The organism is Afipia sp. GW821-FHT14H12, from assembly GCF_058803465.1.
Genome location: NZ_JBXAOZ010000002.1, coordinates 141,223 through 162,587, shown reverse-complemented (window position 1 = coordinate 162,587; position 21,365 = coordinate 141,223). Strand labels below are relative to the sequence as shown.

At 61.4% G+C, this 21,365-nt stretch carries 14 protein-coding genes and 2 tRNA genes; 11 read left to right on the top strand and 5 right to left on the bottom strand.

Annotated features, from left to right (window positions below; translation table 11 throughout):
* Positions 1 to 3: 3 nt before the first annotated feature.
* A complete protein-coding gene (locus AC1RNA_RS12375; RefSeq protein ID WP_009339426.1) occupies positions 4 to 744 on the top strand; it encodes an amino acid ABC transporter ATP-binding protein in 741 nt (246 codons plus the stop codon).
* Positions 745 to 760: 16 nt separating this feature from the next.
* On the opposite strand, the gene AC1RNA_RS12370 is transcribed toward AC1RNA_RS12375, so the two are convergent.
* Positions 761 to 1,798, bottom strand: coding sequence for a cysteine synthase A (locus tag AC1RNA_RS12370; RefSeq protein ID WP_492951306.1), 1,038 nt, complete (start codon positions 1,796 to 1,798; stop codon positions 761 to 763).
* A gap of 116 nt (positions 1,799 to 1,914) precedes the next feature.
* Positions 1,915 to 3,156, bottom strand: coding sequence for a class I SAM-dependent methyltransferase (locus AC1RNA_RS12365; protein ID WP_492951305.1), 1,242 nt, complete (start codon positions 3,154 to 3,156; stop codon positions 1,915 to 1,917).
* 430 nt (positions 3,157 to 3,586) lie between these two features.
* Here AC1RNA_RS12365 and AC1RNA_RS12360 point away from each other — a divergent pair, with 430 nt between their 5' ends.
* Genes AC1RNA_RS12360 through AC1RNA_RS12340 form a run of 5 tightly spaced genes read left to right on the top strand, consistent with a single transcriptional unit; the run spans position 3,587 to position 13,392 of the window.
* Positions 3,587 to 5,083 (top strand): efflux transporter outer membrane subunit, encoded by a 1,497-nt coding sequence (locus tag AC1RNA_RS12360; RefSeq protein ID WP_492951304.1) that lies wholly within the window; start codon positions 3,587 to 3,589, stop codon positions 5,081 to 5,083.
* Positions 5,073 to 6,335 carry an efflux RND transporter periplasmic adaptor subunit gene (locus AC1RNA_RS12355; RefSeq protein WP_492951303.1) on the top strand — a complete coding sequence of 421 codons (1,263 nt, stop codon included), beginning with the start codon at positions 5,073 to 5,075 and terminating at the stop codon, positions 6,333 to 6,335. The genes AC1RNA_RS12360 and AC1RNA_RS12355 overlap by 11 nt, the downstream gene beginning before the upstream one ends.
* An 11-nt stretch (positions 6,336 to 6,346) precedes the next feature.
* A complete protein-coding gene (locus AC1RNA_RS12350) occupies positions 6,347 to 9,496 on the top strand; it encodes an efflux RND transporter permease subunit (protein WP_492951302.1) in 3,150 nt (1,049 codons plus the stop codon).
* Positions 9,497 to 12,604 carry an efflux RND transporter permease subunit gene (locus AC1RNA_RS12345; RefSeq protein WP_492951301.1) on the top strand — a complete coding sequence of 1,036 codons (3,108 nt, stop codon included), beginning with the start codon at positions 9,497 to 9,499 and terminating at the stop codon, positions 12,602 to 12,604. It abuts the gene before it with no gap.
* A gap of 53 nt (positions 12,605 to 12,657) precedes the next feature.
* Entirely contained in the window at positions 12,658 to 13,392 is a 735-nt protein-coding gene (locus AC1RNA_RS12340) for a tRNA-uridine aminocarboxypropyltransferase (RefSeq protein ID WP_492951300.1), read from the top strand.
* A gap of 55 nt (positions 13,393 to 13,447) precedes the next feature.
* Here AC1RNA_RS12340 and AC1RNA_RS12335 read toward each other — a convergent pair.
* A tRNA-Asn gene (locus AC1RNA_RS12335) sits at positions 13,448 to 13,522 on the bottom strand.
* 431 nt (positions 13,523 to 13,953) lie between these two features.
* On the opposite strand from AC1RNA_RS12335, the gene AC1RNA_RS12330 reads away from it, so the two are divergent.
* Positions 13,954 to 14,027: transfer RNA gene (locus AC1RNA_RS12330), tRNA-Cys, on the top strand.
* Between the two features lie 80 nt (positions 14,028 to 14,107).
* Here AC1RNA_RS12330 and AC1RNA_RS12325 read toward each other — a convergent pair.
* Together AC1RNA_RS12325 and AC1RNA_RS12320 are read right to left on the bottom strand one after the other, a co-directional pair.
* Positions 14,108 to 14,494, bottom strand: coding sequence for a hypothetical protein (locus tag AC1RNA_RS12325; RefSeq protein WP_492951299.1), 387 nt, complete (start codon positions 14,492 to 14,494; stop codon positions 14,108 to 14,110).
* 324 nt (positions 14,495 to 14,818) lie between these two features.
* Complete coding sequence (locus tag AC1RNA_RS12320; protein WP_048756133.1) at positions 14,819 to 15,067, bottom strand: hypothetical protein; 249 nt, start codon at positions 15,065 to 15,067, stop codon at positions 14,819 to 14,821.
* A 184-nt stretch (positions 15,068 to 15,251) separates the two neighbouring features.
* Between AC1RNA_RS12320 and AC1RNA_RS12315 the strand changes: the two genes are divergently transcribed.
* The 4 genes from AC1RNA_RS12315 to AC1RNA_RS12300 all read left to right on the top strand — a co-directional run bounded on the left by AC1RNA_RS12315 (position 15,252) and on the right by AC1RNA_RS12300 (position 21,360).
* Entirely contained in the window at positions 15,252 to 15,914 is a 663-nt protein-coding gene (locus AC1RNA_RS12315) for a protein-L-isoaspartate O-methyltransferase family protein (protein ID WP_009339435.1), read from the top strand.
* A gap of 260 nt (positions 15,915 to 16,174) precedes the next feature.
* Complete coding sequence (locus AC1RNA_RS12310; protein ID WP_492951298.1) at positions 16,175 to 17,533, top strand: TolC family outer membrane protein; 1,359 nt, start codon at positions 16,175 to 16,177, stop codon at positions 17,531 to 17,533.
* 156 nt (positions 17,534 to 17,689) lie between these two features.
* Complete coding sequence (locus tag AC1RNA_RS12305) at positions 17,690 to 18,349, top strand: PopZ family protein (protein ID WP_009339437.1); 660 nt, start codon at positions 17,690 to 17,692, stop codon at positions 18,347 to 18,349.
* Between the two features lie 140 nt (positions 18,350 to 18,489).
* Positions 18,490 to 21,360, top strand: coding sequence for a valine--tRNA ligase (locus tag AC1RNA_RS12300; protein ID WP_492951548.1), 2,871 nt, complete (start codon positions 18,490 to 18,492; stop codon positions 21,358 to 21,360).
* Positions 21,361 to 21,365 lie beyond the last annotated feature (5 nt).

The window sequence follows — 21,365 nt, the reverse complement described above, 5'->3', positions numbered from 1 at the left end:
CGCATGGCCGCCGATCCGATCATCCGCATCGAAAATCTGAACAAGTGGTTTGGCGATTTTCATGTGCTGCGCGACATCGACCTTGCCGTGGCGCGCAAGGAACGGATCGTGATCTGCGGCCCATCGGGCTCCGGCAAATCCACGCTGATCCGCTGCGTCAACGCGCTGGAGGAATTTCAGGAAGGCAAGATCGTCGTCGATGACATCGAGCTTGGTCCCAATCTCAAGCGTGTGGATGATGTCCGCCGCGAGGTCGGCATGGTGTTCCAGAGCTTCAACCTGTTTCCGCACCTGACGGTTCTGGAGAACTGCACGCTGGCGCCGATCTGGGTCCGCAACATGCCGAAAAAGGACGCCGAAGCGGCGGCTATGAAATATCTCGAACGCGTGCGGATTCCCGAGCAGGCCAATAAATATCCCGGCCAGATTTCAGGCGGCCAGCAGCAGCGCGTCGCGATTGCGCGCGCACTCACAATGAATCCGAAGGTGATGCTGTTCGACGAGCCGACGTCGGCGCTCGATCCTGAGATGGTCAAGGAGGTGCTCGACACCATCATGGACCTCGCCAATGACGGGATGACCATGATTGTGGTGACGCACGAAATGGGCTTTGCGCGCGAAGTCGCCAACCGCGTGGTGTTCATGGATGCGGGGCAGATAATCGAGGTCAACACGCCCGAGGAGTTCTTCAACCACCCGAAACACGAGCGGACGAAGCTGTTCCTGAGTCAGATTTTGCGCTGAAGGTTTTGGACGTCGCTCAGACCTTCTCGTAAGGCACGCTGATCTTGCTCGTCTTCTCCAGCCATTCCGGCACCGGCAGGTTCTTCGAACGCATGAAGTCCGGGTTGAACAGCTTGGACTGATAGCGCGTGCCATAGTCGCACAGCACCGTCACGATGGTGTGGTCCGGTCCCATTTCCTTCGCCATCCGGATCGCACCGGCGACGTTGATACCCGACGATCCGCCGAGACACAGGCCTTCATGTTCGAGCAAATCGAACACGACCGGCACGGCTTCCTCGTCCGGGATCTGGTAGGCGCGATCGACTGGCGCGCCTTCAAGATTGGCGGTGATGCGGCTCTGCCCGATGCCTTCGGTGATGGAGGAGCCTTCGGCCTTGAGCACGCCAGTGGTGTAATAGCTGTAGAGCGAAGCGCCCATCGGATCGGCAATTCCGATCTGTATCTTTGAATTTTTCGCTTTCAGGCCGATGCCTACGCCCGCGAGCGTACCGCCGCTGCCGACCGAACAAACGAAGCCGTCGACCTTGCCGTCGGTCTGTTCCCAGATTTCCGGTGCCGTGGTGTCGATATGGGCCTGCCGGTTGGCGACATTGTCGAACTGATTGGCCCAGATCGCACCGTTCGGCTCGGACTTCGCGACCTGTTCGGCCAAACGGCCGGACAGGCGGACATAGTTGTTGGGATTGGAATAGGGGGCCGCCGGCACCTCGACGAGCTGCGCGCCGCACAGCCGCAGCATGTCTTTCTTTTCCTGGCTTTGCGTTTCCGGGATGACGATGATCGTGCGGAAGCCGAGCGCGTTGGCGACAAGTGCTATTCCGATGCCGGTGTTGCCCGCGGTGCCCTCGACGATCACGCCGCCGGGCTTCAGCGTGCCGCGCGCGATAGCGTCTCGAATAATGAAAAGCGCAGCGCGATCCTTCACCGACTGGCCGGGGTTCATGAACTCGGCCTTGCCGAGAATGTTGCAGCCGGTCAACTCCGAGGCATGCTTGAGCTTGATGAGCGGCGTGTTGCCGATAGCCTCGATAACGTCTTGACGAATTTGCATGGGACCGCAACAGGATGAATAACGATGCAGTCAACCTAGTCGCCGCCGCGCGGCTCGACAAGCCTGCGAATGGCCATGCCGCCATGCGCGGTTAATGATCCTTGAGAAGTTCTTCGCTAGTGCTCCTTCGCGAGGACAACCTGCCGCACGTCGATGTTGCCCGAGAGAAAGCCCGCCTCGCAGTAGGCGAGGTAGTATTCCCATAGTCGCCGGAAGCGCTCGTCGAAACCGAGCGGCATCAGTTTCGGCCATGCGTCGCGGAAATTGTCGCGCCAGGTCGCAAGCGTACGGGCATAATCCTCGCCAAAAATCCGCTCGCGGATGACAGGCACTCCGAACTTCTCGCCGAGCCGTTTCAGCACGCCGGGCGAAGGCAGCATGCCACCCGGAAACACGTATCTCTGAATGAAATCCACTTCCTTGCGATAGGTCTGGAAGAACTGATCCTGAATCGTGATCGCCTGAATGCCGATCAGGCCGCCCGGCTTCAGCCGGTCGCGCAATTGCGAAAAATACTCCGGCCAGAACTGTTCGCCGACCGCCTCAATCATCTCAATGGAAACGATACGGTCGTACAATCCACGCTCATCGCGGTAATCCTGAAAACGGATATCCACTTTATCGTCGAGTTCGGCTCTGGCGATCCGCGCCCGCGCGAAATCGCGCTGTTCGGTGCTGATCGTCAGCCCCACGACTTTTGCACCGCAATGCGCGGCCGCATATTCGGCGAAGCCGCCCCAGCCGCAGCCGATTTCGAGCAATTCGTGGCCGGGTTGCAGGTCGATGGCTTCGGCCAACCGCCGGTATTTGTTCTGCTGCGCGGCGGTGAGATCCCTGGTGTCGGGTTCGAACAATGCGGATGAGTAGGTCATGGTCGGATCGAGCCATGCCGAATAGAACTCATTGCCGATGTCGTAATGGGCGAAGATGTTGCGTTTCGCCTGCCGCTTCGTGTTGCGGTTGAACCAGTGCCGGACATGCTGGAGAAACCGCGTGAACGGACGATCCGCCAGCATCGCGCCGCTGAGGTCGTGGTTGACGCAGAACACGTAGAGAAACTGCGTCAGGTTCGGCGTGTCCCATTCCCGGCGCAAATAGCTCTCGGCGATGCCGATGTCGCCCGCGCGCAGGAAGCGCCAGCCGAATTTGTAATCGTGGATCGTCATGGCGGCCGACGGTCCATCCTCGACTCCGCCACAGCGCAGAACGCGACCGTCAGGGAGGGTGATGTCAAGCTGACCGCGCTTGAGCCGGGCTGCGAAGCCGAGCGCGAGGCGCGCCATGCGAGGGATGTCCTGAAGAAGCGTGTCGATATTGGCGGGTGTGAGAGCCGTCGGTTCAGACACTGCACAGTTCATTTTATCCCGCGTCCTCCAGTTAAAAACATGGATTCGTCGTGACGGGGAAAACTGCGGTCAGGAGCGAAGCATCTGAACACGCAGACGATCCCGGCGATCAATTCATCGCGAGGTTAGCCTCGCTCCTTTAGACGCCGGACGCAAGGGGTTCCCGGCGAATCGGGCGGCCTTCGGCGGTAGGCCCGTAGTTGCACCCATGCGTTTGGCGAGTCGTTCACGAGGATGAACAGCGGGAAGATTTCCGGCCTGTAACCCTAGAGCCTTTCCACGTGGGCTGCTGGTCACAATCCAATGAAATGTTGCAAGAATCGGCGATTTTCAGGCCACAAGAGCAGACCTTCGTGCCATTTCCGGGCATAACGGATGCTTGCACATTATTCGGCCCTACTGGCCGGGAATTGGCAATCGGTTCGGCAGCGGCCTTGAGGGGATGCGACAACTGGCGCCGGTTTTTAGAGTTCAGCCTTGGAGCGATGCGCTGTCGGCGCACGCACGGCGAACCTGCGCGATTTTTACGGCGGCGCTGCTGCTGCCCGGATGCATCCTGAAGCAGGACCTGCCGGACCCTGCGTTCGATATTCCCGCCGCATATCAAAAGGACACGACGCCGCTCAAACAGGATGCGCCGCCGTCGCTCGACTGGTGGCGCGGCTTCCGTTCGCCGGAACTGACGGTGCTGATGGAGGAGACCCAGCGGGTCAACCTCGACATCGCGGCGGCGACCGCGCGCATTCTCCAAGCGGACGCGCTGGCGCGGACGGCGGGTGCAGCTCTGCTGCCGACGCTCGACGCAAACGCATCCGTCACGCGCTCCAACTCGTCGTCCGGCTTTCTCAATAACGGCACCGCCGCTGCGCGCGGCACGATCAACACCTATTCGACTTCGCTCAGTGCGAGCTACGAGGTCGATTTGTGGGCCAAGAATCGTGACGCGCTGCTCGCGGCTGAGAAAACAGCCGACGCCAACCGTTTCGATCGCGACACCGTGGCGCTCACATCGATGGTGAGCGTGGCCAACGCCTATTTCCAGGTGCTTGCCGCGCAGGATCGTATCGCGACCGCGCAGCGCAATATCGCAAGCGCCCAGCGCATCTACGATGCGATCAAGGCTCGTGTCGATGCAGGCACGGGTTCGGATCTCGATCTTGCGCAGCAGGAAAGCCTGCTCGCCAACCAGCGCGCGGCTGTGCCGCCGCTACGCCAGACCCTGACGCAGAACATCAACATTCTGGCAACGCTGGTGGCGCGGCCGCCCGAGCGTGTTCACATCAAGGGCGGATCGCTTGCCCGCATTTCGGCGCCGCGCGTCACGCCCGGATTGCCATCGGAGCTTCTCACCCAGCGGCCTGATATTCGCCGTCAGGAAGCGCAGCTTGCTTCGGCGACGGCCAATGTCGGCAGTGCGCGGGCGCAGTTCTTTCCAAGCATCCAGTTGACCGGACAAGGCGGCTATCAGAGCTCCGCGCTGTCGGCCCTGTTCATGCCGCAATCGGCTTTCTTCAGTCTGGCGGCGGGTCTGACACAGCCGATATTCGATGCCGGCCGCATCCAGGCCAATTTCGATTTGACCAAGGCACAGCAGGACGAGTTGTTGCAGACCTATCGCAAGACGGTGATCTCGGCGTTCTCCGATGTCGATACCGCGCTCGATGCCATCAAGCAGACCACGAACCGCCTGCGGCTGCAGCGCATCGTCGTGAAATCGTCCCGGCGGGCATTCGAACTGTCGGAAAAACAGTTGCAGGCAGGCACCGCCGATATCGTGACCGTGCTAAATACGCAGCAGACGCTGTTCACCGCGGAGGACACCTTGCAGCAGGCGCAACTGGCGTGGCTGCAAGCCTATGTCAGCCTGTTTTCAGCCCTCGGGGGCGGATGGGAGCCAAAGACAGTGTTGACGACAACGGAGCCGGCGCATGCTCTTTAAGCCAGGCGAGGACGGCAAGATGAATGAAGGCGTCGCGAGGATCGCCGCCGGTGCACGGCGGCGTACGATGTCGTTGTTCATCGGCCTCGTGATCGTGGCCGGACTCGGCTGGCTTGCCTGGTCGCATTTCTTCGGCGGGAACAATGTAGCGCGCACGCGGCCGGATCTGGCTGTGCCCGTGCTGGCCGCAACACCCAAGGTCGAGGACGTGCCGGTCTATCTCGACGGCGTCGGGCAGGTACGTGCGCTGAACACCGTGACCGTCCGTACCCAGGTCGATGGCAAACTCCTGAAGGTGAATTTCATCGAAGGTCAGGACGTCAAGGCGGGCGATGTGCTCGCCGAAATCGATCCTGTGATCTATCAGGCGCAATACGATCAGGCTGTCGCCAAGAAGGCGCAGGATTCAGCGCAGCTCGCCAATGCGCGGATCGATTTGAAGCGTTACGAGCAGCTCGCTGCTTCCAAGGCCGGTTCCGCGCAGCAGGCCGATACCCAAAGGGCGACAGTCGCCCAGCTCGAGGCGCTGGTGCAGTCCGATCAGGCCGCCATCGACAACGCGCAGGCCACGCTCGGCTACACCAAGATCGTGGCCCCGCTGGCAGGCCGCACCGGCTTGCGTCAGGTCGACCCGGGCAACATCGTCCATGCTTCCGACACCACGGGCGTCGTGGTGCTGACGCAATTGCAGCCGATCGCGGTGCAGTTCAGCCTGCCGCAGCAGGAGATCAACCGCGTCAACGCGGCGTCTGCGAAAGGCACGCTGGCCGTCGATGTGTTCGGCAATGACGGGCGCACCATCGTCGACACTGGCGTGATGCGCACGATCGACAATCAGGTCGATCCGGCCACCGGCACGGTGAAGGTGAAGGCCGAATTCCCGAACCCGAACCACCAGCTCTGGCCGGGGCAGTTCGTCAATGTCCGTCTGAAGGTTGAAATCCTGCCGAAGGCGCTGACGGTGCCGACATCGGCCGTGCAGCGCGGCCCGTCGGGCACGTTCAGCTACGTCATCGGCGCGAATAACATCGTCACCGCCAAGGCCGTCACCGTGATCCAGCAGGACGAGAACACGGCCGTCATCGCCAGTGGCCTGACGCCGAACGACAAGGTGGTCACGACCGGCTTCGCCAACCTCTCCGACGGTTCGCAGGTGGCGATCGGCACCAACGACAACACGCCGACGCAGGATCTCGCGCCGCGCAAACGGGAGCAAAAGGGCGGGCAGGGCAGCGGGCGGCGTTCTCGATAAAGGGTGGACGCATGAGCGTTTCCGAACCATTCATCCGCAGGCCGATCGCAACCTCGTTGCTCGGACTTGCCCTGTTGATCGGCGGCGCGCTCGGCTACTGGTCGCTGCCGGTGTCCTCGTTGCCGCAGGTCGATTTCCCGACCGTGCAGGTGACGACGCAACTGCCGGGCGCGAGCCCCGATGTCGCAGCCTCTCTGATTACCGCGCCGCTTGAGCGGCAGCTTGGGCAAATTCCCTCGCTGTCGTCGATGACCTCGACGAGTTCGTTCGGCGTCAGCCAGATTTCGCTGCAGTTCGATCTCAACCGCGACATCGACGGCGCGACGCAGGACGTCCAGGCCGCAATCAATGCCGCCAATGGCGTGCTGCCGAAAAACCTGCCGTATCCGCCGACCTACGCCAAAGTCAACCCGGCGGACGCGCCGGTGATGACGCTGGCACTCACATCCGACACCATTTCCGTGCGCGCGATGAGCGACCTTGCGGATTCGTTGATGGCGCAACGGCTCGCGCAGATCAGCGGCGTCGGTCGCGTTTCCGTACTCGGCGGACTGAAGCCCGCAGTGCGGGTGCAGGCCGACCTCGCGCGCCTCGCCGCCTACGGTCTCGGCATGGAAGACCTGCGCGCCGCGATTGTGGGCGCGAACGTCTCGGGCCCGAAAGGCTCGCTCGACGGCAAGCAGCAATCCTACACCATCGCCGCCAACGATCAGTTGAGCACCGCAGATCAGTATCGCGACGTCGTCATCGCCTATCGCAACAACGCGCCGGTCACGGTCGGCGACGTGTCGCAGCTCATCGACGGGCTGGAGAACGACAAGACCGGCGGCTGGTACAAGAACAAGCCCGCCGTCATCATCGAGATCCAGCGCCAGCCCGGCGCCAACGTCATCGACGTGGTACAGCAGATCCGCGCCGAGATTCCGAAACTGCAGCAGGCGATTCCCGCGGGCGTGAACCTCACCATCGTCAGCGACCGCACCGTGACCATCCGCGCCTCGGTCCACGACGTGCAGTTCACGCTCATCCTCAGCGTCATTCTGGTGACGCTGGTAGTGCTGCTGTTCCTGCGTTCGCTGCGCGCGACCATCATCGCGGGCGTGGCCTTGCCGCTGTCGCTCATCACCAGTTTCGGCATCATGTGGTTCGCGGGCTTCAGTCTCGACAACCTATCGCTGATGGCGCTGACGATCGGCACGGGATTCGTGGTCGACGACGCCATCGTGATGATCGAGAACATCGTTCGCCACATGGAGGGCGGCGAGACCGCGATGGAAGCCGCACTGCGCGGTGCCCGCGAGATCGGCTTCACCGTGATATCGCTCACCGTGTCGCTGATCGCGGTGTTCATTCCGCTCCTGTTCATGTCCGGCCTCGTCGGGCGCATGTTCCGCGAGTTCGCGCTGACGCTGACGATCGCTGTCGTCACCTCCGCCATCGTCTCGCTGACGCTGACGCCGATGATGTGCTCGCGGCTGTTGAAGCGTCACGGCGAGGAATGGGAAATTCCGGGGCTGCGCGCGATCAGCGACTTCATCGACCGCACGGTGGAATTCTATCACCGCACCTTGCTGGTCGTGCTGCGGCACCAGCGGCTGACGCTGGTCGTGACGCTGCTGACCGTGGTGGCGACGACGGTGCTCTACATTATCGCGCCGAAGGGCTTTTTGCCGTTGCAGGACACGGCGTCCATCGTCGCGGTGACAGAGGCGGGGCAGGACGTGTCTTTCGCCGAGATGCAGAACCGGCAGACGGCGGTCGCAAGCGTCATCGAATCCGATGCGGACGTGACCGGGCTCGTCTCCACCATCGGCGCGGGATCGGTGAACCCGACGCCCAATGTCGGGCGTATCACCATCAATCTGAAACCGCGCGACGAGCGCAAGGCCGATGTCAGCGGCGTCATCGAGCGACTGAAACAGCGTGTCGCTTCGATCCCCGGCATTTCGGTCTACTTCCAGCCGGTGCAGGACATCCAGATCAGCACCAAGTCGAGCCGGTCGCAGTATCAGTACACGCTGACCGGCACCGACCGCGATGAGGTCGTGAAATGGTCGAACGCACTGGTCCAGGAGATGCGCCGGAATTCGCTGTTCCGCGATGTGTCGTCGGAAGCGCAGGAGGGTGGCTTGCGTGCGGCGCTGAACGTGGACCGGCAACGCGCGGGACAACTCGGCGTCTCGCTGCAGGCGGTCAACGATACGCTGAACGATGCCTTCAGTCAGCGTCAGATTTCCACCATCTACGGCCAAGCCAACCAGTATCGCGTGGTGCTGGAAGCGATGCCGGAGGATCAGCGCGATCCGAATATTCTGTCGAAGCTCTATGTGCCGGGCGCGGCCAGCACGACTGGCGCGGGCACCTCACAGGTGCCGATCTCGGCGGTCGCGACCCTCACGCGGACGACCGCTCCGCTTTCGATCTCGCATCAGGCACAATTCCCCGCCGTGTCGCTGAGTTTTAATCTCGCGCCTGGCGAAGCGCTCGGTGATGCCGTCGATGCCCTGCACAAAATCGAGAAGCAGATCAGCATGCCGGGCAACATCACCGGCCTCTATTCGGGAGACGCGGCGGAGTTCTCGCGGTCGCTATCGGGCCAGCCATGGCTGATCCTCGCCGCTATCGTCACGATCTACATCGTGCTCGGCGTTTTGTACGAGAGTTACATCCATCCGATCACCATTCTCTCGACGCTGCCTTCCGCCGGCGTTGGCGCCATCCTCGCACTGGTCCTCACCGGGCAAGACCTGTCCGTGATCGGCCTGATCGGCATCATCCTCCTGATGGGCATCGTCAAGAAGAACGCGATCATGATGATCGACTTCGCGCTGGAGGCGGAGCGACATGAAGGGCGCTCGCCTTATGACGCCATCGTTCAGGCCTGCCTGCTGCGTTTCCGCCCGATCATGATGACTACGCTGGCCGCCCTGTTCGGCGCGCTGCCGCTGGCGCTGGAAACCGGCACGGGCTCGGAACTGCGTTTTCCGCTCGGCGTATCGATCATCGGCGGTCTGATCGTCAGCCAGATCCTCACGCTCTACACGACGCCGGTGATCTACCTCGCACTCGACCGTATCAACCGGCGTCTGGAAAGCGCCGTGCCGCCTGCGGGCGATTATCCGTCGCCTCCGGTTGCCGGTGCGACGGAGGGCATGCAGTAGATGTCGCTCTCGGAACCCTTCATCCGCAGGCCGGTCGGGACCACGCTGCTGGCCATCGGGTTGTTCCTGGTCGGCGCGGTCGCCTACGTGAACCTGCCGGTCGCGAGCATTCCAAACGTCGACTTCCCGATGATCCGCGTGTCAGCTTCGCGGCCCGGTGCTGATCCCTCGGTGATGGCAGCAACCGTTGCCGCACCTTTAGAGCGCAAGCTCGGTGAAATCGCAGGTGTGGATCAGATCACCTCATCGAGTTCGCTCGGCACCACCAGCATCCAGATGCAGTTCGCCATTGGACGCAGCATCGATAAAGCCGCGCGTGACGTGCAGGCGGCGATCAATGCCTCGCTGGCGGACCTGCCGACCGACCTGCCTTCGCTGCCGAATTTTCGCAAGGCGAACACGGCGGGCATGCCCGTTTTCATCATCGCGCTCACATCCAAGACGATGTCGTCAAGCGCGATCTATGACATCGCCGACACCGTCGTGGCGCAAAGGATTGCACAGGTACAAGGCGTAGGCGAGGTGACCGTGAGCGGCGCCGACCAGCCCGCGGTCCGGGTGCAGATGAATCCTGTGCTGCTCGCTAATGCCGGGATAGCCACTGATGACGTGCGCACCGCCATCGTCAATGCCAACGCCTTCGGCCCGATCGGGATGTTCAACGGTCATCGGCAGGGCGAAACGCTCGGCCTCAATCCGCAGATGCGCACGGCGGCGGAACTGAAGAATATCGTCATCAAGTCCTCGAACGGGAATTTCATCCGCCTGTCGGATGTCGCCAACGTCATCGATGCGACACGCTCCAGCCGCTCGATCGCATGGTTCAACAAGCAGCCTGCGGTGCTGTTGCAGATCACCAAGCAGAGCGACGCCAACGTGATCGAGACGGTCGACCGGATCAAGGCGCTGCTGCCGCAACTCAAGCAATGGATTCCCGCGGGCGTCGAAATCTCGACGCTGACCGACCGCACCGGCACCATCCGCGCCAGTGTTGACGACATGCAGTGGACGCTGGGCGCGACCGCGCTTCTGGTGATGGCGGTGGTCTTTGTCTTCCTGCGCCGCATCGTACCCACGATTGCCGCTGGCATCTCGGTGCCGCTGGCGCTGGCCGGCACCTGCGCCGGGATGTGGGCGGCAGGATTTTCGATCGACAACCTGTCGCTGATGGCGCTCGCGATTTCGATCGGCTTTGTTGTCGATGACGCCATCGTCATGATCGAGAACATGTACCGCAATCTGGAGCAGGGCATGTCGCCCCCGCGCGCGGCGCTGGAAGGCGCCAAGCAGATCGGGTTCACGGTGCTGTCGATCAGCCTGTCGCTGGTCGCCGCTTTCACGCCGCTGATCTTCATGGACGGCATCGTCGGGCGGCTGTTGCGCGAGTTCTCGCTGACGCTGGTGTTCGCCATCGCCGTTTCGACAGTGGTATCTTTGACGATAACGCCGATGATCTGTGCGCAGTACATCAAACATGCGCATTCCGAGAAAGAAACCCGTTTCGACAGGATCGTCGAAGGCTTCCTGTCGCGGATATTGTTGTTTTACGAGCGTACCTTAAAGATCGTCCTGCGGATGCCGGTCCTGACGATCGTGGTGTTCTTCGCCACCATTGCGCTGACTGTTGTGCTGTTCGCAAAACTGCCGAAGGGCTATTTCCCGACCGACGACAGCGGTTTCATCTTCGGATCGACGCGGGCGTCCGCCGACATCTCGTTCCAGGCGATGCTGGGCCTGCAACAGCGCGTCGCCGACACCGTGATGGCCGATCCGGCCGTCGCCAGCATCGGCTCAACGCTCGGAGGCAGTTCGTTCGCGGGCGGCTCGAACCGCGGCGTCATGTTCATCGCGCTGAAGCCGCCGGAGGAGAGGAACGGCCTTAGCACCACGCTGGTGATCGACAGGCTGCGCCGCGAACTTGGCAAGATTCCGGGGATCCGGCTGTTCATGGTGGCATCGCAGGACATCCGCGCGGGCGGGCGGCAGAGCGATTCAAACTACCAGTACACGCTCTCCAGCGCCGACCTCGAACTGTTGCAGAAATGGGGACCGCTGGTCGCCAAGCGAATGGAGACGGTGGAGGGCATCACCGACGTCTCCAGCGATTCTGACCCCGGCGGGTTGCAACTCAACCTCAAGATCGATCGCAAAATGGCGGCGAGTGTCGGCGCCGACATTCAGGACATCGACAATGCGCTGAACAACGCCTTCGCGCAGCGGCAAATTTCCTACATCTACACCCAGCGCAACCAGTACCAGATCGTGCTGGAGGTCGATCCGCATTTCCAGGATGATCCGGCGGATCTCGCGCATATCTATGTCGCGGGCGCCAACAACACGCAGATTCCGCTATCGGCACTCGTGCATTACAGCCGTGGCCTCGCGCCGCTCGCCGTGCGCCATACGGGTTCGTTCCCATCGACCACGATCTCATTCAACACGCTGCCTAACGTGCCGTTGGAAACCGCAACAGGAAACATTCGTCAGGCTGTCGCGGAACTGCACATGCCGGAGGGCATTCGTGGCACATTCGAGGGTAACGCCGCCGATAGCCAGAAAACCGCCAGCCACCAGCCGCTTTTGATTCTCGGCGCGCTGGTTGCGGTCTATATCGTGCTCGGCGTGCTGTATGAGAGTCTCGCGCATCCGCTCACGATTATCTCGACACTGCCACCTGCGGGACTGGGTGCGCTGCTGGCGCTGCTCGTGACCGGGTTGCCGCTTACCGTGATCGCCTTTGTCGGCATCATTCTCCTGATCGGCATCGTTAAGAAGAACGGCATCATGATCGTCGACTTCGCGCTCGAAGGCGAGCGCCAGCACGGCATGAATTCGGAAGAGGCGATCTTCGCGGCGAGCATCACGCGCTTTCGTCCGATCCTGATGACCACCATGGCGGCGTTGCTCGCCGCCGTGCCGCTCGTGGTCGCGACCGGCCCTGGCACCGAGCTGCGGCGACCGCTCGGCGTCACCATCATCGGCGGCCTGATCGTGTCCCAGATCCTCACGCTCTACACGACGCCCGTGATCTATCTCCTGATCGACCGCGCACGCCTGTGGGTGCGAGGCAAATCCGCCCCCGGCCCAAGCGCGATGCCGGCGGAATAAGGCTTCTTGCCGGGGCAAGTTGCTGCGCAGGGGCGGGGCGCGTATAGCGAGGCATGTCCGGCACATCTCCGACCACACCTACAGAAGACATTCCCGAATGCCCCGATTGCGGCAAGCCGCAGCCGTTGTGCATCTGCGATAATCTCGCGCCCGTCGAGAACCGCATCGAAGTTCTGATCCTGCAACACCCGCAGGAACAGGATCGCCTGCTCGGGACCGCGCGGCTGACGGCGCTCCAGTTGACGAATGCGACGCTAAAGATCGGCCTGTCGTGGTCGAGCCTGTCGAAAGCGCTCGGCCGCGAGGTTGACCCGGCGAGTTGGGCAATTCTGTATCTTGGTTCCGCCAAGGTCGCGGAACTGGAGACCGATCGTGAGGTGGTCGCGATCGACCGCAAGGGCGGGCTGGAGCACGCTCAGAATGCGATCCTCAACGGCATCGAGGGCGTGGTGGTACTCGACGGCACATGGAGCCAAGCCAAGGCGCTGTGGTGGAGAAACCCATGGATGCTGAAGTGCCAGCGCGTGATCCTGGGTCCGAAAAGCCTGTCACTCTACGGCAAGCTGCGGCGTGAACCGCGCAGCGATGGACTCTCCACTATCGAGGCCGTGGCGTTATTGCTGGCACGATTGGAGAAGCGTCCAGAAATCGCGGATGCGCTTTTGGGCGCATTCGAGCGGATGCTGGTGAAATATCGTGAGGGTGTGAAGGCTCACCCAGAGCTGTTGCCGAAGCCCAAGCCAAAGCGCGACTGGCGCAGGGGACGCAAGCCGATCCGGCGGCGATAGGATTAAATCTGGAAATTGGGAGTTTGACTGGGCGTGTAAGCCATCGCGAAAGCGCTGGCTCCCCGGGCTGGATTCGAACCAGCGACCATTCGATTAACAGTCGAATGCTCTACCGCTGAGCTACCGAGGAATGCTGCCATGCAGTCGGGGGCCGATATAACAAAGGCCGCAGCTTCTGCAAGCTAAAACTCGTGCAGACTTAATGTCTTGCACGATCAAATCCCTCCAAACCCATCATTGGGAACGATTTTGCCCCATGCTGGCCAGGAAAGACCTGAAAAGAAGGTTTGGAGGCCACGACCAGAATTGAACTGGTGTACACGGTTTTGCAGAGAACTGTGTAACACTATTATTCCTGGGGTTTTTAGCAAGTTAGCCCTGCGGCATCGGCACAACTTGACCCTCGTCTGAGCACCATTCCTGGGCGGTTTCTGGCACGGGTTCCGAGTCTTTTAGGACTTTTCAGGGGGCAGTGCAGCCGCTTTTCGGTCGGTTTTGGGGATACTTGGCGGGGCGGCCCGGACTTGCTGTAATTTGGTCCGGCCCCTATAAGAACCGCGCGGTGACGTGCCGGAATGGTTACGGAGTGGTCTGCAAAACCATCTATATGGGTTCGATTCCCATCGTCACCTCCATCTATATTGAATTGTTTCTCTCGCGCCATTCCGTTCGCTCATCTCGCGAGCTGGCGATTATTCCTTAGAGATTGATACCGTTATTCTTCTTGCTGACTAAAACCCGCTCTTATCCAGCGGCTCAGCCATACAATTCCATAGACGATCAGCCAAACAAGCGGGATCGGAATGAGCGTGAAGGCCGCCGCGTAGAACCAATGATCGGCGACAGCCGGACCATAATCCCGTTTAAACTTCTCATTACACGGTCCCCAATCAGTATCTCTTGGCACTGAGCCATCAGGCTGAATCGAACGTGATTCAAGACAGGACCGGAGTTCATTCACTACCGGCTCGCTCAGTTGGCCAATCGTAAGACTGTTGATCCAAAAGCCGCCGCCAACAAGCCAACAGACTGAGGCGACAATTCCAATTCTTTGCCAGCCGTTGAGTCTCATTTCTAACAGTCCTGCGTCATTGGAGGACAACTTGAAATCCAGGTGAACACCTGGTCTTTACCTGGATTTGCCTGTGCCAAAATCCGAACTCAAAACGTGGCACAGCTCGCGTCAACTTCTCCAGCATTTTCCGGCACATTTCGATCTTACCTGGATTTGCCTGTGCCACGGCTAAAAACCCTTTACCTGGAAAAAAATTAAAAAACCCCCGATTTACGGGGGTTTCTTCAATCGAGGCGATGAAAAAAGTTGGAGTTTGCAGACCGTTGCGTAACCACTCCGCCACGTGGCCCCAAGGGCTGCGACTGTTACAGGCATTCGCGCGCCCGGGCAACCTTCGGATTTGTCGTGTGTTCAGGCGCCTTTGGCAGCCTGTTCGATCCGCTCGGCAGCATCGATCAGGGCCTGTCCCAGGTCGCGCACGTCGGCAGCATTGCTGATGATGAGCTGCAGCGAACCGCTCGGGCTCGTCTGTTTGTCACCCTGAACCATGAAAGGCAGGCGCAGAGCCAGTGCCTGATTCTCCACCACCATCGTCTCGTACCCGGCCAGCGGGAACACCACGATGTTGCCTTTCTCGTCCTTGGTCCAAGCCTCGTTCATGGTCTTTTCCTCTTGTTCCTGTCCTCAGTCGGGCCGGGCGCGGTTGTTGAAGATTTTTGTCGGTTTCGCAAGCGCCCCGGGCATGAGGGAGGCGCTTGCGTTTCCTTTTTCCTTGCCTCAAAGATGCACCAAAGTAGCTTCAATGCGGCCTTACCCAAGCCTGCCGCCATCCCTGAGGACGACGATGCCCGATGCCCTGACCACCCGTTTCAACATGGTCGATTCCCAGGTCCGCACCGCCGACGTGACGGATTTGCGCCTGATCGAGGCCATGCGGGCAACGCCGCGCGAGGCCTTCCTGCCCGCAAGCCAGAAGGCGCTGGCCTATCTCGACCGCGACATCGCGCTCGACGGTGAGGACAACGTCTATCTCATCAAGCCGGTGGTGCTGGCGCGGCTCCTGCAGGCCGCCGAAATTGGCCTGACGGACCGGGTGCTGGTGACTGGCGGAGCCGCGGGTTATGCCGCCGCGATCGCAGGCCACCTCGCCGCCGAGGTCGTTGCAGTCTGTGCCACCGACAAGATTGCCGCAGCGAGCCGGACGGCACTGTCCTCGGCTTGCGGCCTGTCCAATGTCACCGTGACGGCGGGCGAGGCGAGGAAGGGGAATGCGGCGGCGGGCCCTTACGATGTCATCGTGCTGGACGGCGCGACCGAGGTGATCCCGCAGACCCTCTATGAACAGCTCAAGCCCGGCGGCCGTCTGGTGGGCGTCTTCGCTCACTCGGTCCCGCCGCGCGCGACTATCGTGACACGCTCGGCGGCGGATTTCGGCGCTCGGACCCTGTTCGACGCGACGGCTCCGATCCTGCCTGGCCTTAAGCGATTACCAGCCTTCACATTTTGAGGGTCTGGCGCGTCTGACGGGGGATTAGCCTTTCGGGTGTGGCCGAGAAGCCCCATCCTGTGAGCTTTTGTTAGTAAACACTCACAAGTCCTTACGCCGGGCTCGCGAGGCGAATATGTTGCGGGTCGAGCTGGAGTCGGCGTGAGTCGATACTCCGGTTTTCTTGCGTAAATCCAATTGCGTAAGACGATGTTGGAAGGAACGTAATGCCGTTTTCTGGGAAAGCCTGGCGACTGATACTGGCCGCAAGCGCGGCTCCCATGCTGTTTTTGGCCACCACACCGGTATTGGCGGAAACCATCGAATCCGCACTGGTTCGTGCCTATCAGGACAACCCGCAGCTCAACGCCCAGCGCGCTTCCGTCCGTTCCACCGATGAAAACGTGCCGCAAGCACTCTCCGGCTATCGCCCTCAGATCTCCGTAACCGCGAGCGGCGGATCGCAATACACCGACACGGTCCTCAAGCAGCAGGATGGCGCCGGCGGTGTCACGCGTTCGCAGCTTCATGGCGTCAACGGGCCGTGGAGCGCCGGAGCGACGATCACGCAGACGCTTTACAACGGCGGGAGAACCGGAAACCGGACCCGCGCAGCCGAAAGCCAGGTTTCTGCGGCGCGTGAAGGATTGCGCGTGCTGGAGCAAAGTGTGCTGCTCGCCGCCTCGACGATCTACATGGACTATCTTCGGGATTCGGCGATCGTCGAAGTCCAGCGCAGCAACGTCAACGTGCTCGAGCAAACGCTCAAGCAAACCCAGGACCGTTTCAACGTCGGCGAAGTGACACGCACCGACGTGGCGCAATCGCAGGCGCAGCTTGCCGCCGGCCGGACTCAATTGCTCGCTGCCGAATCCACGCTCACCACCACGCGCGCGAATTACCGCCGCATCATCGGCAGCGATCCGCAGAATCCACAACCGGGCTCGCCGGTTGATCGCTATCTGCCGAAAACGCTGGCCCAGGCCGTCGATATGGGCCTCGTGGAAAATCCGAACGTCACTGCCGCAATGTACGGCATCGACGTCAGTTTCCTGCAGGTCAAAGTGAACGAGGGTGCGCTGTTCCCGACGGTGACGTTGCAAGGCAACGTCCAGCAGGCCAACGAACAGACATTGACCGCATTCAAGGCCTTCAGTGCCTCAGCGGTAGCGAACGTCTCTATCCCGATCTATCAGGGCGGCGCGGAATATGCCCTGATCAGGCAGTCGAAGGAAACATTGGCGCAGCAGCGCCTGAATCTCGATCAGGTCCGCGACCAGACCCGCGCCACAGTGGCGCAAAGCTGGGGCCAGTTGGTCGCAACCAAATCGCAGGTCGCTTCCGCGCAGGCGCAAGTGACGGCTTCAGAGATCGCACTCAATGGCGTGCGCGAGGAAGCCCGCGTCGGTCAGCGCACCACGCTCGACGTCTTGAACGCGCAGCAGGCACTTGTGAACGCCCGCATCGCGCTTGTCACGGCGCAGCATGACCGGGTCGTGGCCTCCTACACCGTGCTCAACGCGGTGGGTCGGTTGTCGCCTGTGACGCTGAAGCTCAAGACTTCGGTCTATGACCCATCGGTTCATTACCATCAGGTCCGCGATAGCTGGTTTGGCGTCCGAACGCCTGACGGTCGCTGAGACCACACTCCGCTGTGGAAGCACCGGAAGGTACCGGGCCCTTTGCTTGCAATCATTTGCGGCCATGACGTACCTTTTCCGGAGGCTGCGTAACGATTCGCGGCAGTGGAGTGCGGCTTTTTCGGGGATTGAAAAGCCGATGATGTGGAGTCGGAGATGAACCAACCGGCAAAGGCGCAAGAGCCCTCGATGGAGGAGATTCTTGCGTCTATCAGGCGCATCATTTCCGATGACGACGCCAAACCGGCTGCGGCTCCAGCAGAGGCTGCTCCTGCACCGGCTCCAGCCCCGAAGGCAGCTGCTCCCGCGATGAAGGCAGCTTCGGCACCTGTGGCGACTCCCATTCCTCCCGTTGCTCCAACTCCCGCGCCGGCTGCCAAGAACAGCCAGGACGAGATTGACGCGATGCTGGCAAGTTTCGACGCGCCGGCGCCTGCGGCGGCGGCGCCCGCTGCTCCGGCCGTTGAGGAAGCCGAGGATGTCTTTGAATTGACCGAGCAGATGGCCGTGCCTGCAGCCGCCGCTGAGGGTTTCCAGAAAGTCGAGCCACACGACGATCTCGAATTCACCGAATCCCCGCCGCCTGCGTCAAAGGCCGAGGAAGCGCCGGTTCTCAGCGCCACGACTGCAAAAGCGGTGGAATCGGCTTTCAACTCGCTCGCCACGACAGTCCTATCCAACAATGCGCGCACGCTGGAGGATCTCGTCAAGGAGATGCTGCGGCCGATGCTGAAGTCGTGGCTCGACGACAACCTGCCGACGCTGGTCGAGCGTATCGTCAAGGCGGAAATCGAACGCGTAGCACGCGGACGCTGATTTCAGGCCAAAACCTCCGTCATTCCGGGACTTGACGCGCACAGGCAGGCCGCTAAAGCCTCATCTGCGCTATAATCGCACCGCATCCTTCTTCCGACAGACGAGCCATATCCGGCTCGCGACCCCATGATTGCATTGTGATGATCGAGAAAAACTACCAGCCCGCCGAAATCGAACCGCGTATCCGCGCCGCATGGGACGATGCGGGAGCCTTCAAGGCCGGACGGCCGGAGCGGCGCGATGCCGAGCCTTTCACGATCGTCATTCCGCCGCCGAACGTCACCGGCTCGCTGCATATGGGCCACGCACTCAACAACACGCTGCAGGATATCCTGTGCCGGTTCGAGCGTATGCGTGGCCGCGATGTATTGTGGCAACCGGGCACCGACCATGCCGGCATCGCCACGCAGATGGTGGTTGAGCGCCAGCTTGCCGAACGCAAGGAGCCGTCGCGTCGCGACATGGGCCGCGAGAAATTCCTCGAGCGCGTCTGGCAGTGGAAGGCGGAATCCGGCGGCATCATCGTCAACCAGTTGAAGCGGCTTGGCGCCTCCTGCGACTGGTCGCGTGAGCGCTTCACCATGGACGAGGGCCTGTCGCGCGCCGTCGCAAAAGTGTTCGTCGCGTTGCATCGCGACGGGCTGATCTACAAGGACAAGCGGCTCGTCAACTGGGACCCGAAACTGCTGACCGCGATCTCGGATCTCGAAGTGCAGCAGATCGAGGTCAAGGGCAATCTCTGGCATCTGCGCTATCCCTATGAAGGCAAAACCTTCAACCCCGAAGACCCATCGACCTTTATCGTGGTGGCGACGACACGCCCGGAAACGATGCTCGGTGACAGCGCGGTCGCGGTGAACCCGGCGGATGACCGCTACCGCAGCGTGGTCGGCAAGAACGTCGTGCTGCCGCTGGTCGGCCGCAAAATTCCGATCGTCGCCGACGATTACTCCGACCCGGAGAAGGGTTCCGGAGCGGTGAAGATCACGCCCGCGCACGACTTCAACGACTTCGAGGTCGGCAAGCGACACAAGCTGCCGCAGATCAACATTCTCGATATCGAAGGCCGCCTCGCGCTGGCGGACAACGACGACTACCGCAAGGGCATCGCCCAGAACGGCCTTGATCTGATCGGCGAAATGCACGGCATGGAGCGCTTCGCCGCACGGCGCGACATCGTCGCGCGCCTGGAGCAGCAGGGCTATCTCGAGAAGATTGAGCCCAACACGCATATGGTGCCACATGGCGACCGCTCCGGCGTGGTGATCGAGCCGTTCCTCACCGACCAGTGGTACGTGGACGCCAAGACGCTGGCCGCGCCTGCTATCGCCGCCGTGCGCAACGGCGCGACGGCGTTCGTGCCGAAGAACTGGGAAAAGACCTATTTCGAATGGATGGAGAACATCCAGCCGTGGTGCATCTCGCGCCAGCTCTGGTGGGGACACCAAATTCCGGCGTGGTATGGCCCCGATGGCAAGGTGTTCGTCGCCGAGACGGAAGAAGAAGCCGTCGGCAAGGCGCTCGGTTATTACACCGAGCAGGGCGTCATCACCGACGAGCAGGCTCACGAGATGGCGGTCGATCCTGCCAAGCGCGAGGAGTTTATCACGCGCGACGAGGATGTGCTTGACACATGGTTCTCCTCGGCGCTGTGGCCGTTCTCGACGCTCGGTTGGCCCGATGACGAGAAGGACGTGAGGCGCTACTATCCGACCAGTGTCCTCGTCACCGGCTTCGACATCATCTTTTTCTGGGTCGCCCGTATGATGATGATGGGCCTGCACTTCATGAACGATGTGCCGTTCCCGACTGTCTACATTCATGCGCTCGTCCGTGACGAGAAGGGCGCGAAAATGTCGAAGTCGAAAGGCAACGTCATCGATCCGCTGCACCTCATCGATGACTACGGCGCGGACGCGCTGCGCTTCACGCTGGCGGCAATGGCCGCCCAAGGCCGCGACATCAAGCTTTCCACCCAACGCGTCGAAGGCTATCGCAACTTCGCGACCAAGCTGTGGAATGCATCGCGCTTTGCCGAAATGAATGGCTGTGAGCTTGCGAAGGGATTCGACGCTACGCAATGCAAGGAAACGCTGAACCGCTGGATCGCGCATGAAACCTCGCGCGCGACCCATGAAGTGACTGAGGCGATCCGGGCCTATCGCTTCAACGATGCGGCTGGTGCGATCTATCGTTTCGTCTGGAACGTATATTGCGACTGGTATCTCGAGCTCGCAAAGCCCGTGCTGACCGGCCCGGACAGCGAGGCCAAGCGCGAAACGCAGGCGGCCGTCGCCTGGGCACGCGACGAGATACTCAAGCTTCTGCATCCGTTCATGCCCTACATCACCGAGGAGTTGTGGGCGGTGACCGCGAAGCGCGATAACGTACTGGCGCTTGCGGCCTGGCCGATCCAGCCCGACGACGAAATCGCACTGGAAGCATCGATGCAGACGGCGATGGCGGGCGACCCGCTCGCCATTCCGGTCATGCCCGCATCTGCCGGACAGGCCGAAACCTTCTCCGATCCGAAGGCGGAGGCGGAGATCGGCTGGCTGATCGACCTCGTCACCACGATCCGCTCGGTGCGCGCGGAAATGAACATCGCACCAGCGACGCTGTTTCCGCTGATCCTGGTCGGTGCCGCAAAGGAACTTCAGGAACGTGCCTTGCGCTGGAGCGACGTCATCAAGAGGATGGCGCGCGTCGCCGAAATCTCGTTCGATGCCGCGGCCCCGCGAGGCTCGTTGCAATTGCTGGTGCGCGGCGAGACCGCCGCTATACCGCTCAAGGGGGTGATCGATCTGGCGGCGGAGAAGACGCGGCTCGAGAAGGAGTTGGCCAAGGCCGACGCCGATATCGCGCGCGTGGACGCCAAGCTCGGCAACGAGAAGTTCGTTGCTAACGCGCCGGAAGAAGTCATCGACGAGCAACGCGAGAAGCGCGAGGAGGCTGTCGGCCGCCGAACCAAGATCGTCGATGCGCTGGAACGCCTGAAAGCGGCGGGATAGACGGC

Bases quoted from the DNA above. Each gene is read 5' to 3' on its own strand.
- AC1RNA_RS12360 (WP_492951304.1), top strand. From the start codon at position 3,587: ATGCGACAACTGGCGCCGGTTTTTAGAGTTCAGCCTTGGAGCGATGCG.
- AC1RNA_RS12345 (WP_492951301.1), top strand. From the start codon at position 9,497: ATGTCGCTCTCGGAACCCTTCATCCGCAGGCCGGTCGGGACCACGCTG.
- AC1RNA_RS12355 (WP_492951303.1), top strand. From the start codon at position 5,073: ATGCTCTTTAAGCCAGGCGAGGACGGCAAGATGAATGAAGGCGTCGCG.
- AC1RNA_RS12370 (WP_492951306.1), bottom strand. From the start codon at position 1,798: ATGCAAATTCGTCAAGACGTTATCGAGGCTATCGGCAACACGCCGCTC.
- AC1RNA_RS12340 (WP_492951300.1), top strand. From the start codon at position 12,658: ATGTCCGGCACATCTCCGACCACACCTACAGAAGACATTCCCGAATGC.
- AC1RNA_RS12365 (WP_492951305.1), bottom strand. From the start codon at position 3,156: ATGAACTGTGCAGTGTCTGAACCGACGGCTCTCACACCCGCCAATATC.
- AC1RNA_RS12310 (WP_492951298.1), top strand. From the start codon at position 16,175: ATGCTGTTTTTGGCCACCACACCGGTATTGGCGGAAACCATCGAATCC.
- AC1RNA_RS12300 (WP_492951548.1), top strand. From the start codon at position 18,490: ATGATCGAGAAAAACTACCAGCCCGCCGAAATCGAACCGCGTATCCGC.
- AC1RNA_RS12350 (WP_492951302.1), top strand. From the start codon at position 6,347: ATGAGCGTTTCCGAACCATTCATCCGCAGGCCGATCGCAACCTCGTTG.
- AC1RNA_RS12320 (WP_048756133.1), bottom strand. From the start codon at position 15,067: ATGAACGAGGCTTGGACCAAGGACGAGAAAGGCAACATCGTGGTGTTC.
- AC1RNA_RS12305 (WP_009339437.1), top strand. From the start codon at position 17,690: ATGAACCAACCGGCAAAGGCGCAAGAGCCCTCGATGGAGGAGATTCTT.
- AC1RNA_RS12375 (WP_009339426.1), top strand. From the start codon at position 4: ATGGCCGCCGATCCGATCATCCGCATCGAAAATCTGAACAAGTGGTTT.
- AC1RNA_RS12315 (WP_009339435.1), top strand. From the start codon at position 15,252: ATGCCCGATGCCCTGACCACCCGTTTCAACATGGTCGATTCCCAGGTC.